At 69.6% G+C, this 13,315-nt stretch carries 10 protein-coding genes; 5 read left to right on the top strand and 5 right to left on the bottom strand.

The genetic code is table 11. From position 1 onward, the window contains the following. Positions 1-9 precede the first annotated feature (9 nt). The 5 genes from MYMAC_RS33740 to MYMAC_RS33720 all read left to right on the top strand — a co-directional run bounded on the left by MYMAC_RS33740 (position 10) and on the right by MYMAC_RS33720 (position 7,737). On the top strand, positions 10-1,158 hold the full coding sequence (locus MYMAC_RS33740; RefSeq protein WP_095961048.1) for an acyl-CoA dehydrogenase family protein: 1,149 nt from the start codon (positions 10-12) through the stop codon (positions 1,156-1,158). Between the two features lie 31 nt (positions 1,159-1,189). After that, positions 1,190-2,401, top strand: a complete 1,212-nt coding sequence (locus MYMAC_RS33735) for an acetyl-CoA C-acetyltransferase (RefSeq protein ID WP_095961047.1) — start codon at positions 1,190-1,192, stop codon at positions 2,399-2,401. Positions 2,402-2,441: 40 nt separating this feature from the next. Continuing rightward, the gene (locus tag MYMAC_RS33730) at positions 2,442-4,619 is read left to right on the top strand and encodes a 3-hydroxyacyl-CoA dehydrogenase NAD-binding domain-containing protein (RefSeq protein ID WP_095961046.1); all 2,178 of its coding nucleotides are present in this window, start codon (positions 2,442-2,444) and stop codon (positions 4,617-4,619) included. Between the two features lie 23 nt (positions 4,620-4,642). Beyond that, positions 4,643-6,019, top strand: a complete 1,377-nt coding sequence (locus tag MYMAC_RS33725; RefSeq protein ID WP_095961045.1) for an aldehyde dehydrogenase family protein — start codon at positions 4,643-4,645, stop codon at positions 6,017-6,019. Between the two features lie 206 nt (positions 6,020-6,225). Further along, positions 6,226-7,737, top strand: coding sequence for an ABC transporter substrate-binding protein (locus tag MYMAC_RS33720; RefSeq protein WP_095961044.1), 1,512 nt, complete (start codon positions 6,226-6,228; stop codon positions 7,735-7,737). A 70-nt stretch (positions 7,738-7,807) separates the two neighbouring features. Here the strand turns inward: MYMAC_RS33720 and roxA are convergent, their stop codons facing one another. From roxA to MYMAC_RS33695, 5 genes are all read right to left on the bottom strand, one after another. Then, positions 7,808-9,832, bottom strand: a complete 2,025-nt coding sequence (gene roxA / locus MYMAC_RS33715; RefSeq protein ID WP_239989182.1) for a rubber dioxygenase RoxA — start codon at positions 9,830-9,832, stop codon at positions 7,808-7,810. A 192-nt stretch (positions 9,833-10,024) separates the two neighbouring features. Then, positions 10,025-10,642: an LURP-one-related family protein gene (locus MYMAC_RS33710; RefSeq protein WP_013937374.1), complete on the bottom strand. Its 618-nt coding sequence runs from the start codon at positions 10,640-10,642 to the stop codon at positions 10,025-10,027. Between the two features lie 22 nt (positions 10,643-10,664). Further along, complete coding sequence (locus tag MYMAC_RS33705) at positions 10,665-11,228, bottom strand: response regulator transcription factor (RefSeq protein WP_013937375.1); 564 nt, start codon at positions 11,226-11,228, stop codon at positions 10,665-10,667. Further along, positions 11,225-12,553 carry an ATP-binding protein gene (locus tag MYMAC_RS33700; RefSeq protein ID WP_095961043.1) on the bottom strand — a complete coding sequence of 443 codons (1,329 nt, stop codon included), beginning with the start codon at positions 12,551-12,553 and terminating at the stop codon, positions 11,225-11,227. Before MYMAC_RS33700 ends, MYMAC_RS33705 begins: the two co-directional genes overlap by 4 nt. Then, entirely contained in the window at positions 12,550-13,314 is a 765-nt protein-coding gene (locus MYMAC_RS33695; protein WP_095961042.1) for a hypothetical protein, read from the bottom strand. The genes MYMAC_RS33700 and MYMAC_RS33695 overlap by 4 nt, the downstream gene beginning before the upstream one ends. Position 13,315 lies beyond the last annotated feature (1 nt).

The following is a 13,315-nucleotide window of genomic DNA, read 5'->3' as shown; positions in this document are numbered from 1 at the left end:
GAGGCGCACATGACGGCATCATCCCGATGGGGCTCGCCCGAGCTGGAGCAGGTGCGCGCCCTGGCGGCCACGTACTTCACCAAGGAGGTCCTCCCGAACCTCTCCAAGCACGTGGAGCAGGGGCACCCGGACAAGGCGCTGTACCGCCGGGCCGGTGAGCTGGGGCTGCTCTGCATGTCCATCCCGGAGGCCTATGGCGGAGGCGGCGGCACCTTCGCCCACGAGGCCGTCCTCACCGAGGAGCAGGTCCGCGCGGGCGACCCGTCCATGGGCTTCGCGGTGCATTGCTCCATCGTCGCGCACTACGTCCTGGCCTACGCGTCCGAGGCCCAGAAGAAGCAGTGGCTGCCCAGGCTCGCCAGCGGGGAGTGGGTGGGCGCCATCGCCATGACGGAGCCGGGCACGGGCTCCGACCTCCAGGCCATCTCCACCCGCGCGGTGCGTGAGGGTGACTTCTACCGGGTGAGCGGCTCCAAGACGTTCATCTCCAATGGCCGCGTGTGTGACTTCCTCATCCTCGCCGTGCGGACGGGGGACGCGCAGGGCCATGCGGGCATCTCCCTGCTGTGCGCCGAGGTCTCCGACACCACGCCGGGCTTCGAGCGCGGGCGCATCCTGGAGAAGCTGGGCGGCAAGGGGCAGGACACGACGGAGCTCTTCTTCGATGATTTGAAGGTCCCCGCCAGCAACCTGCTGGGCGGCGAGGAGGGCCGGGGCTTCGTCCAGATGATGCAGCAGCTCCCCCAGGAGCGGCTGAGCGTGGCGCTCATCGCGATGGCCAGCCTGGAGCGGGCCATGGACGTGACGGTCGAATACACGAAACAACGGCAGGTGTTCGGAAAGCCGCTCTTCGCCCTCCAGAACACGCGCTTCGAGCTGGCGGAGGTCGCTACGCTCCGGCGCGTGTGTCGCACCTTCGTCGACGACTGCATCGTGTCGCACCTGGAGGGCGGGTTGGATGTGACGACGGCGGCCATGGCCAAGTACTGGGTGTCGGATCAGGCGTGCATCGTCGCTGACCGTTGCTTGCAGTTGTTTGGAGGGTACGGGTACATGAAGGAGTACCCCATCGCCCACCTGTTCGCGGACACGCGTGTGCTGCGAATCTTCGCCGGCGCGAACGAGGTCATGAAAGAGCTCGTCGCCCGTTCCCTGTAGCCCCCCACATCCCGTTCCAAGGAGGCTCTTCGTGAGCCAGGAAGCATTCATCTTCGACGCCGTCCGGACCCCTCGCGGCAAGGGCAGGAAAGGCGCGCTGCACGGCACCAAGCCCATCTCCCTGCTCACCGGGCTGGTGGACGCGCTCAAGAAGCGTCACCCGAACCTGGACCCCCAGCGCATCGACGACGTGGTGCTCGGCGTCGTCTCCCCGGTGGGGGACCAGGGCGCCGACATCGCCCGCACCCTGGTGCTGGCGGCGGGGCTGCCGGAGACGGTGGGCGGCGTGCAGCTCAACCGCTTCTGCGCGTCCGGCCTCACGGCGGTGAACATGGCCGCGCAGCAGGTGCGCTCGGGCTGGGAGCACCTGGTCATCGCGGGCGGCGTGGAGAGCATGTCGCGCGTGCCCATGGGCTCGGACGGCGGCGCCTGGGCCATGGACCCGGCCACCAACTACGACACCTACTTCGTCCCGCAGGGCATCTCCGCGGACCTCATCGCCACGATTGAGGGCTTCACGCGCGAGGACGTGGACCGCTACGCGGCGCGCTCCCAGGAGCTGGCGGCCAAGGCGTGGGCCGGCGGGTACTTCAAGAACTCCGTCATCCCGGTGGTGGACCAGAACGGCCTCACCGTGCTGGCGCATGACGAGCTGATGCGCCCGGACTCCACCGTGGCGTCGCTCGGCAAGCTCAACCCGTCCTTCGCCGCCATGGGCGAGGCCGGCGGCTTCGACGCGGTGGCCCTGCAGAAGTACCACTTCGTGGAGCGCATCGAGCACGTCCACACGCCGGGCAACTCGTCGGGCATCGTGGACGGCGCGGCGCTGGTGCTGATTGGTTCGGAGCAGGTGGGCAAGTCGCTGGGCCTCACGCCGCGCGCGCGCATCGCCGCGGTGGCCACGTCCGGCTCGGACCCCACCATCATGCTCACCGGCCCCATTCCGGCCACCCAGAAGCTGCTGGCCATGGCGGGCCTGTCGGTGAAGGACATCGACCTGTTCGAGCTCAACGAGGCCTTCGCCTCGGTGGTGCTCAAGTACCAGAAGGAGCTGAGCATCCCGGACGAGAAGCTGAACGTGAACGGCGGCGCCATCGCCATGGGGCACCCGCTGGGCGCCACGGGCGCGATGATTCTGGGGACCATGGTGGACGAGCTGGAGCGCCGCGAGGCGCGCCGCGCGGTCATCACCTTGTGCGTCGGCGGTGGCATGGGCGTGGCCACCCTCATCGAGCGCGTCTGAGCTTCTCCTCCAACACTTCGACAGGATTCGAGCAAACCCCATGAGCGAGCAGAGCACCATCCGCTGGGACCAGGACGCCGACGGCATCGTCGTCTTGACGTTGGATGACCCGAACCAGTCCGCGAACACCATGAACGCCGCGTACTTGAAGTCCATGCGCGCGACGGTGGACCGGCTGGTCAAGGAGAAGGACAGCATCGCAGGCGTCGTCCTCACCTCCGCGAAGAAGACCTTCTTCGCCGGCGGTGATTTGAAGGACCTGCTGAAGGTCCGCAAGGAGGACGCGCGGCAGTCCTTCGAGCTGGGACAGGAAATCAAGGCGCAGCTCCGCGCGCTGGAGACGCTGGGCAAGCCGGTGGTCGCGGCCATCAACGGCGCGGCGCTGGGCGGCGGGCTGGAGATTGCCCTGGCGTGCCACCACCGCATCGTGGCGGACGTGAAGGGCGCCCAGGTGGGCCTGCCGGAGGTGACGCTGGGCCTCTTGCCCGGCGGCGGCGGCGTGGTGCGCACGGTGCGCATGCTGGGCATCGTGGACGCGCTGATGAAGGTGCTGCTCCAGGGCCAGCGCTACCGCCCGCAGGAGGCCAAGGAGGTGGGCCTGGTGCATGAGGTGGTGGACTCCGTGGACGCGCTGCTGCCCGCGGCCAAGGCGTGGGTGAAGGCGCATCCCACCGCGCAGCAGCCGTGGGACGTGAAGGGCTACAAGATTCCGGGCGGCACGCCGTCACACCCCGGCCTCGCGGCGAACCTGCCCGCGTTCCCCGCCAACCTGCGCAAGCAGCTCAAGGGCGCGAACATGCCGGCGCCCCGCGCCATCATGGCGGTGGCGGTGGAGAGCACCCAGGTGGACGTGGACACCGCGTTCACCGTGGAGTCGCGCTACTTCACCGAGCTCGTCACGGGGCAGGTCGCGAAGAACATGATTCAGGCGTTCTTCTTCGACATGCAGCACATCAACTCGGGTGGCGGCCGTCCCAAGGACTACCCGCGGTACACCGCGAAGAAGGTGGGCGTGCTGGGCGCGGGGATGATGGGCGCGGGCATCGCCTACGTCTGCGCCAAGGCCGGCATCGACGTGGTGCTCAAGGACGTGAGCCTGGCGTCGGCGGAGAAGGGCAAGCAGTACTCCGTGAAGCTGGTGGAGAAGGCCGTCCAGCGGGGCAAGTCCACCCAGGAGAAGGGGGACGCGCTGCTGGCGCGCATCCTCCCCACGGACAAGGCCGCCGACCTGAAGGGGTGTGACCTGGTCATCGAGGCCGTGTTCGAGGACGTGAAGCTCAAGCACCAGGTCTTCCAGGAGGTGCAGGACGTCGTCGCGCCGGACGCGGTGCTCGGGTCCAACACGTCCACGCTGCCCATCACCGTGCTGGCCGAGGGCGTGAAGCGCACGGAGGACTTCGTGGGCATGCACTTCTTCTCCCCCGTGGACAAGATGCCGCTGCTGGAGCTCATCGCGGGGAAGAAGACGAGCGACGCCACGCTCGCGAAGGCCATCGACATCGCGGCGCAGATTGGGAAGACGCCCATCGTCGTCAACGACAGCCGGGGCTTCTTCACCAGCCGCGTCATTGGCACCTTCCTCAACGAGGCCATCGCCATGGTGGGCGAGGGCATCGCGCCCGCCTCCATCGAGCAGGCGGGCCTCCAGGCGGGCTACCCCGCCGCCCCGCTCAGCTTGATGGACGAGCTCACGCTGACGCTGCCGCGGAAGATTCGCCAGGAGACGAAGGCGGCCGCCCTGGCGGAGGGCAAGCCCTGGGCGGAGCACGGCAGCTACGCCGTGGTGGACGCGCTCATCGACCAGCACCAGCGCAAGGGCCGCTCCACGGGCGGCGGCTTCTACGACTACGAGGATGGCAAGCGCGCGGGGCTGTGGAAGGGCCTGGCGCAGCACTTCACCAAGCCCGGCCACACCATCCCCTTCGAGGACATGAAGGACCGGATGCTGTTCGCCGAGGCCATCGACACGGTGCGCTGCTTCGACGAAGGCGTGCTGCGCTCCGCCGCGGACGCCAACATCGGCTCCATCCTGGGCATCGGCTTCCCGGCGTGGACGGGCGGCGTGGCCCAGTTCATCAACGGCTACGAGGGGCGGACCGGCAACGGGCCGCGGGGCTTCGTGGCGCGCGCGCGCGAGCTCGCGCAGCGCTACGGGGCGCACTTCGAGCCGCCGGCCTCGCTCGTGGAGAAGGCCGAAAAGGGCGAGCTCTTGAAGTAGCAGCTCACACAAGGAGAGGTCCGATGACGCAGGGCTCCAGCGCGAAGGCGCTCGTCGAGAAGCAGCGAGCCCGTTTCGAGACCCGCGCCACGCTGCCGCTGGCGTGGCGCCGGGAGCAGTTGCAGGCGCTCGAACGGGTGGCACGCAAGTACGAGGCGGAGATTCTCGCCGCCCTGCAGTCGGACCTCTCCAAGAGCCCCGAGGAGGCCTACCTGACGGAGGTGGGCAACATCTACGGGGAGCTGAAGGACGCGCTGAAGAACGTCAAGGCGTGGATGGCGCCGCGCAAGGGCTCGGCGCCGCTCGTCATCCAGCCCGCGCGCGTCTGGCAGTACTCCGACCCGCTGGGGGTGACGCTCATCATCTCCCCCTGGAACTATCCCTATCAGTTGGCGGTTGCCCCGCTCATCGGGGCGCTGGCCGCGGGCTGCACCGCGGTGGTGAAGCCCAGCGAGCTGTCCCCGGCGACGTCCGCCGTGCTCGCGCGGATGCTGCGCGAGGCCTTCCCCGAGGACGTCGTCGCCGTCGTGGAGGGCGGCGCGGAGGCCAGCCGCGCCTTGCTGGACGAGCGCTGGGACCTCATCTTCTTCACCGGTGGCCCGCAGGTGGGCCGGGTGGTCGCGGAGGCCGCGGCGAAGCACCTGACGCCCACCGTGCTGGAGCTGGGCGGCAAGAGCCCCTGCATCGTCGACAAGAGCGTGGACCTGGAGGTCACCGCGCGCCGCATCGCCTGGGGCAAGTACGTCAACGCCGGGCAGACGTGCATCGCGCCGGACTACGTGCTCATTCCACCCGAGCTCAAGGGCCGCTTCACGGAGCTGGTCCAGAAGGCCGTCGCCAGCTTCTACGGCGCCAATGCGCGGGAGAGCCGGGACTATGGCCGCATCATCAGCGCGCGGCACTTCGAGCGCGTCTCGAAGCTGGCGCGGGACGGGACGGTGGCCTTCGGCGGCGAGCGCGACGCGGACAGCCGCTTCTTCGCGCCCACCGTCATCACCGACGCGCCGCTGTCCAGCCCGCTGATGCAGGAGGAGATTTTCGGGCCCCTGCTGCCGCTGGTGGACTGCCCGAGCATCGACGAGGCCATCCGCTTCGTGCGCTCGCGGCCCAAGCCGCTGGCGCTCTACACCTTCTCCAAGGACGCGGCGGTGAACGAGCGCGTCCTCACGGAGACGTCCAGCGGCGGCGCGGTGGCCAACGACGTGTGCGTCCACTTCGCGGCCAAGGGCCTGCCCTTCGGCGGCGTGGGGGAGTCCGGCATCGGCGGCTACCACGGCCAGGCCAGCTTCGACGCCTTCAGCCACCGCAAGGGCGTGGTGAAGCGGCCCTTCCTGCTGGACATGAAGCTGCGCTACCCGCCCTACGCGGGGAAGCTGGACCTCTTCAAGCGCTTCCTGTGACGCGGAGGCCGCGGCCTCCTGGCGTGTTCCCCAGGAGGCCAGCGCCCGCGTTCGGACTCGACTTTCGCCATCCCGCGGCTGGCCGTGGCTCCGCTCGCGCATGCTTGCGTTTGACGCCGAAGCGCTCCCAGAAAAGTCAGACCGACTCGATATGAAACTCCCTGCGCGGCGCTCTTCAGGGCGTCGGCGAAAGGGATTTCTCTACAATGAATATGTCATTGATTTCGGTCGGGCTTCTGGTCGGCATGGCAGGGGTCGGCTGCGGCGGGCTCGATGAGGCCGAAGCGGTGGACTCCACCGTGTCGACGGACACGGCCTCCGAGAGCACCCAGGGCCTGTCCACCCAGGTCACCGGGACCAGCCCGGTCACCTTCGTCGCCACGTCGGGCAACGAGACGAAGCCATACAATCAGTCCTCCACCTGGGTGGTGGCCTACACGCGGGACTCGTCGACCGGGACGTTCACGGCCTACCCAGGCACAGGCGCCGCGGACGGCACCATCTCCGTGCCGAACGTCCCGTCCGGCCGCATCTACCTGAAGCTGGGCTCGCGCTACCTGGTGAGCACCAGCCGCACGTTCGACCTGGGCTCCACGGAGTGGGGCCGGGACGGCACCTTCGTCTCACAGCCGACGCCCGTGACGGTTTCCGCCACCGGCATGTCTCCCTGGCAGCCGGGGGACTTCCTGGACATGTATTCGTTGAACGCGGGCGCGTTCGGCTACGTGGACCCCATCGCCACGGGGCGCCCCTGGACGGGCGCCACGTCGCTCTCCGGGCTGAGCTTCGATTACGCCAACCTGCTCAACCCGGTGCTGCTCGACAGCAGCCTCGGGGATGTGTTCTCGCTGGCGCAGATGCGGTGGCAGACGAGCGCCAATGGCGTGCCCTACCGCGGGATGCACAAGGTGCTCGACGCGAGCGTGACGCAGGTGCAGGGCCAGCCCGCGTCCGTCAGCGGGACCTTCACCCAGCCCGCCGCGACAGGGACCTTCTCGGTGGACTGGAGGCGCTCGGCCTTCGAAGCCATGCGCACCCAGGTGAACCCGGGCGCGGTCAGCACGTACAACGAAATCTGGATGTCCGCCCGGCCGGCTGAGCTGGGCTCGGCGCTCGCGTCCATCAGCGGGCCGCCGTTGCTCGTGAAGCTCAATCCGGACGGCCTGCGGACGGACATCGTCACGGGGAACATGACCTACAACAACCCGCTCCCGGCGAGCTGGCAGAAGGTGGCGTTCGCCGCCGCGGGCTTCACGAAGAGCTACGCGCTGGGGACCGCGACGCCCTTCTCCATGAGCGTGGACATCCGCGTGGACCAGGAGGCGGGCGCGTTCTCCGCCGCGCCCGTGGAGCCCCTCGTCGGGCCGGTGCAGGCGCCCAAGGTGAACACGCGTGGCGCGTTCCAGGACCTCACGGGCGTGGGGACGGACGCCTCGCTGCGCTGGTCGAAGCCGCTGGTTGGCACGGCCACGAACTACGTGGTGAACATCTTCCGGCTCGGCGTGAGCAACGGCGCCACCACCGCGACGCGCGTGGCGGTGCTGCACACGGACCTTCAGAGCGTGTACCTGCCTCCGGACGTGCTGCAGGCGGGGCAGACGTACTTCGCGGAGATTCAGAGCTGGCACCAGCCCGGCTCGAGCCTCGCGACGAGCCCGTTCATGCGCTCGCTGCCCAGAGGCCGCGCCAGCGTGCTCACCGGCATGTTCAGCCCGTAGCCGCTGAAGTCCTGGTTGGGGCCCGCCGCTCTCTCAGGTTTGAGCGGCGGGTCCCGTGGCGGCAGCCGGCTCAGAGCGTCTTCACGTATTCGATGATGGCCCAGCGCTCGTCGTCGGTGAGCGACTGGTTGAAGTCGTGGCCTTCGTTGCCGAGCCCGTAGAGGTGCGAGTTGAATATCATGCGGGAGCGAATCTGCTTCTGGGTGATGGGCGGCGGTGACTGGTAGGCCAGCGAGTTGTAGTTGGCCACCAGGTTGGCGATGTTGGCGAAGGCGACGTCGATGGTCGCCATGTGCTGGCTGCACGGGATGAACGGGTCCCTGCTGGGCACGTCGCCGCAGGCCAGGCGCGTCACCTTCCAGCCGAGCTTGTTGAAGTCATACGCCGCGAAGTCCATGGCGTAGCCGGCGTTGGTGCCCAGGTTGTTGGGCGCCGTCTGCTGGCGCTGCCACACCTTGGGCCGGTCGGACGGCTTCAGCACGTCCCACAGGGTGGGCACGCTGCTGTTGTGGAAGTAGGGGGCGGAGGCCCACGCGCCGTAGAGCGGCGGCGCGATGTAGCCGAACGGCTCAATCCAGATGTTCGGCCCCTCGGGCGAGTAGATGGGGCCCGTGCCGCGGTCATATGCGGCGCGGGGCACGCGGCGCAGGGCGCTCATGATGGGGTCGTCGTAGAAGGGCCCGTGGTCGGGGTGCATGTCGTTGTAGGCCAGGAAGGACGTGTTCCAGGCCCGGCGCTTGCGCTCGTCCGCCATCAAGTCCTTGCGGGCCGGGTCGGTCCGGATGGTCTCAATGGGCGTGATGACGCCGGAGATGCCCTTGAGGCGCGGGTCCGGCAGGTAGGCGGGGTTGGCCGCGTAGCGCGGCGAGTAGACGCCGTGGCAGCTCGCGCACGAGCCGTTGCCGGGCGCCTTGGGGATGTCCGGGTTGGCGCCGTTGGCCCAGAGGTCGCGCTCGTGGAAGAGGATGGCGCCCTGCTCGGCGAGCGCGGTGTTGATGGGCTTGGGGTAGACGGGGGGAGAGAGGGAGAGGAAGAAGTTGTCGTTGTCCTCGAACTCCACGGTGAGCGCGCGGCGCTCGGCGGGCGAGCGGCCGATGTTGGCGATGCCGAACGCCATCTCCGAGCGGACGTTGTCCGAGGTGAGCGCGCCGTCCCAGAACTGGCGCGTCTTGAAGGCGCGGTACCACCAGTTGGGCGCGCGGGACATGCCGCCAGCGTGGGTGGGGAAGTACTCCAGCAGGCTGGGGGCCAGCGCCAGGGAGTCCATGTCGAAGAGGGCGGGCAGCAGGTCCACGATGCCGATGGCGTCACTCATGCCGCGGCCCACGCTCCAGGGCACGGGGACGAGCTGGAACACGTTGCCCACGACGGTGGAGCGGAACATGTCGGACTGGATGAGGCCCGGGTCGCTGGCGTCCGTGGAGCGTCCCCAGACGAAGGACGACTCCTGGTCGTTGCCCAGCTTCGAGTCGTGGCAGCCCGAGCAACTGGAGGCAATCATCCCCGTGAAGCGGCCGTGCTTGTCGCGCTCCTGCACCAGGCCCAGCGGGAGCTGGCCGCTGCCGCCGTTGGTGAGGTTGGGGTTCTCCCACGGCAGCGGGTAGGGATTGCGGAAGGGCGCCTTGGAGAGCCCGTAGCGGTTGATGATCTGCTCGTCGAAGTCCGAGGGGCGGAAGAGATAGCCCCATTGGCGATACATGTTGTAGTAGGCCAGCGACGTCGTGAAGGGCTGGAAGTAGGCCCGCGTCTCCATGTTCACCCGGCCGCGGTGGGCGCTCGCGCGGAACTCGCCGCACGTCTTCGGATTGGGCGGCAGGTTGGAGATGAAGGGCGGCGGCGGTGAATGCAGGTCCACCCAGTAGGCGTTGAACTGCACCGCGGCGCCCGGCTTGTTGACGCCGGGCACCACCAGGGTGCGCGCGTCGATGGGTAGCGGGGTGGAATCCGGTTTGCCCGCACAGGCCGCCGCGAACGGCGCGCGGATGGGGGCGATGTCCAGCAGCGGCAACGGCTCCGCTGCTGCCGCCTGCGCCGCGACCAGGGCGCCAAGCAAGGTACTCGAAACCGCCAGGGGACGACTCCAGTGTAGCCGCATGCGCGCAACCCTCCATTTGCTTATTGGCACTATGACAACAAGCAACTAGAAGGCTTCCGGGTGAAGGCTCACAATACGCAGCGCGTTAGGGGTTCCCGGTGCGGGCAGAAGTGTCTGCTGTTGGGGGGGGCGCGTCAGGTGGGGGCGGCGCCGGGAGGTGCTCCAGCGCTCGCCAACCCGGCCCTGCGAGGACTACTGCTGCCGTCCTTCAATGGCGCACATGAGCACCGCCGCGGCGATGCCGAGCCGCCGGTCCAACTGGCGGTTCACGTCCGAGGAGAAGTCCAAATCAATCTTCTGGATGAACGGGTTGAAGCGCTGGTGGAAGGAGAGCACCTGCGTGTCGCCCATCGTCCCGGTGAAGGACTGGGGAATCAGGGCGGTCAGGAAGCGGCGCACCAGCGCCATCATCATGCTGTCCTCCTCAATCTTCCCCACCTCCTGGTCATTCGCGTCCAGCACCAGCCACTGGTCGCGGAGGATGGAGCGCAGGCCCTTGCGGCGCATCGCGCCCAGGCGCTCGCCCGTGACGGCGTCCGTCACGTCGTACGTCATGCCGAAGTCGAGGATGCCGCGCGCCTTGATGGTGAGCAGCTCCTCGCGCATCTCCTCGTCACCGTAGATGCGGATGTCCTCCTTCAGCTTGAAGGCCTTCAGCTTCGAGTAGAAGGCGAGGTTGCCCGCCTCGTCGTAGATGTGGAACGCGTCGCCGAACAGCTTGAAGAACTTCCGGCGAATCATGTAGCGCGTCTGGCCGAAGCGGCCGGGAGCCAGGTGGCTGGGAGGACGGGTCTGGAGTGCGGTCGACATTCAGACACCCTTAGCAAAGTCGTCAGCGGGAAGGCGGGTACTTCTGAAGCTTGCGCTGGAGCGAGCGCCGGTGGATGCCCAGCTTGCGCGCCGCCTCGGAGATGTTGCCGGCGCAGTCCGCCAGCACGCGGTTGATGTGCTCCCACTCCGCGCGGGCCAGGGACGGCGCCTCGAAGCTCTCGGAGGTCGAGACGGAGGGCTCGCCGGACGCCCGCGCGAAGGCCGCGAGCACGTCATCCACGTCCGCGGGCTTGGGCAGGTAGTTCACCGCGCCCAGCCGGATGGCGTCCACCGTGGTGGCGATGCTCCCGTAGCCCGTGAGGACGATGACGCGCGTGGAGGCGTCCACCGCGAGCAAATCCCTCACCACCTCCAGGCCGCTGCGGCCGGGCATGCGCAGGTCCACCACCGCGTATTCAGGGGACTCGCGGCGCGCGGCGGCCAGCGCCTCGTCGTAGTCCCCGGCGGTGGTGACGTCCCAGCCGCGCTCGCGGAAGGCGCGGGCCAGGCGCTCGCGCAGGGTGGCGTCGTCGTCCACCAGCAGCAGGCTGGGGCGCTGCTCCGTGCCCTCGCTCGCGAGGCTCATGACGCCCGCTCCGGCGCGGCGCGGGGCTCCGTCACCGGCAGGGCGAGGCTGGCCGTGGTGCCCTGGCCCGGTGCCGAGCGCAGCTCCAGCGAGCCGCCAAGCTGCTCCACCAAGGTGCGCGCCAGGAACAGCCCCAGGCCCATGCCTTCGCCCGGCGGCTTGGTGGTGAAGAAGGGCTCTCCGGCCCGGGACAGCACGTCCGCCGGCATCCCCATGCCCGCGTCCTGGACCTCCAGCAGCGCGCCGTCACCCCGCGCGCGCACGCGCAGCGCCACGGGCCGTGACGCCTGCGACGCCTGGAGCGCGTTCTTCACCAGGCCGCGAAGCACCCGGGCCAGGGCCCTCGGCGGGCCGTGAACGTGCCACGCACGGGCCTCGCCAGGCAGCTCGACGTCCACCCGCTCCCTGCCGGGGAGCTCCGCCAGCATGTCCTCCACCAGCCGGCCCAGGGGCACCGGGTGGAAGGGCTCGCCCGTCGTCTGCCCGGCGTCCGCGGACATCTGCACCAGCACGTCGCGGCAGCGGTCCACCTGCTGGCGGATGAGGCGCAGGTCCTCGCGGACCGACTCGGAGGTGCCCGCGGTGGCCAGCGCGCGCTCCACCTCCTTCGCCACCACGGCGATGGTGGACAGCGGCGTGGACAGCTCGTGCGCGGCGCCCGCGGCCAGCGTCGCCAGCGAGGCCACCTTCTCCCGCCGCGCGTGCAGCGCGCGCGCCTGGGCCAGCTCCTGCTCCCGCGCCCCGAGCGCCCGCGTGACGCGCTGGACGAAGTAGACGATGAAGCCCGCGGCCACGGCGAAGGCCACCCACATGCCGTTGAGGTGCAGCCGCATCAGCTCCGCGTGGTCCGGCCGCGACAGCCCCGCTGGCAGCTCCACGTCCTGCAACACGAACAGCGAGCCGAAGGCCATCAGCGTGAAGCCGAGCAGCCCCCACATCCACCGCGCGGGCAGCAGCACCGTGCCCAGCGCCACGTTCACCAGGTAGAGCGTGGTGAAGGGGTTGTGCGTGCCGCCGCTGAGGGCCAGCAGGCCGGTGAGCACCAGCGTGTCCCACAGCATCAGCTTGCCGATGGTGCCGTCCGTCACCCGGAGGCCGCGCGACAGCCACGCCCGCACCGACACGTTGGTCAGCGCCTCCAGCCCCAGCAGCGCGGCCAGCACCGGCACCGGCAGCGCCAGCTCCAACCCGAAGGCCGCCACGCCAATGACGAGCGTCTGGCCCAGCAGGAGGCCCCAGCGCAGGCGCAGCAGCCACTCCAGGTTGATGCGGGCCCGGGAGTCGGGCTCGGGGAGCGGCGGGGCGGCTGGGGGCGGAGGCGTCATGGTGCGGCGGAGGTGGGGGGCACCACCGAGCGGGCCACGTTGCCCACCAGGTCCACGTTGGCGGGCGGCTGCTCGGCGTTGACGCCATCCAGCCACGTATCCCACGAGAGCGCAAAGACGAGCGCGGCGTGGGGCTGCGCCTCCGACAGCGTCACCCACTCCAGTAGCACGTCCACCGTGGCGCGCGTCTGGAAGCTCACCTCGAAGGGCTGGGGCTCGCCGTCCTGTCCGGTCGCCAGGGTGCCGCGCAGGTGCAGGCTGCGGCCCACCATGTCCACGGGCGCGTCGCCCTGGGCGGCGGCCGCCAGGCCCTCCGCGTCCTGACTCGCCGGTTCGAAGGTGAGGCGCGCGTGGCAGTAGCGGCCCGGCGCCGGGCGCAGCGTGCCCAGCGCGATGGGGGTCTCATCCGCGGTGCCCAGGCTCACCACATGCGGGAGGTCCATTCGCAGCGGGTTGGTGGCGGTGTGGTGGGCCCACGCCGTGCCCACGGGTGAGAGCTGGCGCAAGAAGCGCTTCCAGCCCACCTCCGCGCAGGGGAGCAGCTCCACGCTGCCCAGCGTGACGAAGCCGCTGGTGAGGACGGCGCGGGTGCCCTGGTCGTTCATGAACTCGCGCGCGCCGGCGGCACCCGAGATGGGCCGGGCCCGGGCGGTGATGAGCGAGAGGTCCAGCGTCAGGCCTTCCTGGACGTCGGTGCCGCCGCAGCCGGCGACGGACAGGAGGGCGGCGCCCAGGGCGGCGGGCTTGAGGAGGGAGCGCATG

It is taken from the genome of Corallococcus macrosporus DSM 14697 (assembly GCF_002305895.1).
GTDB lineage: Bacteria > Myxococcota > Myxococcia > Myxococcales > Myxococcaceae > Myxococcus > Myxococcus macrosporus.
This window is presented reverse-complemented; position numbering and strand designations above follow the sequence as displayed.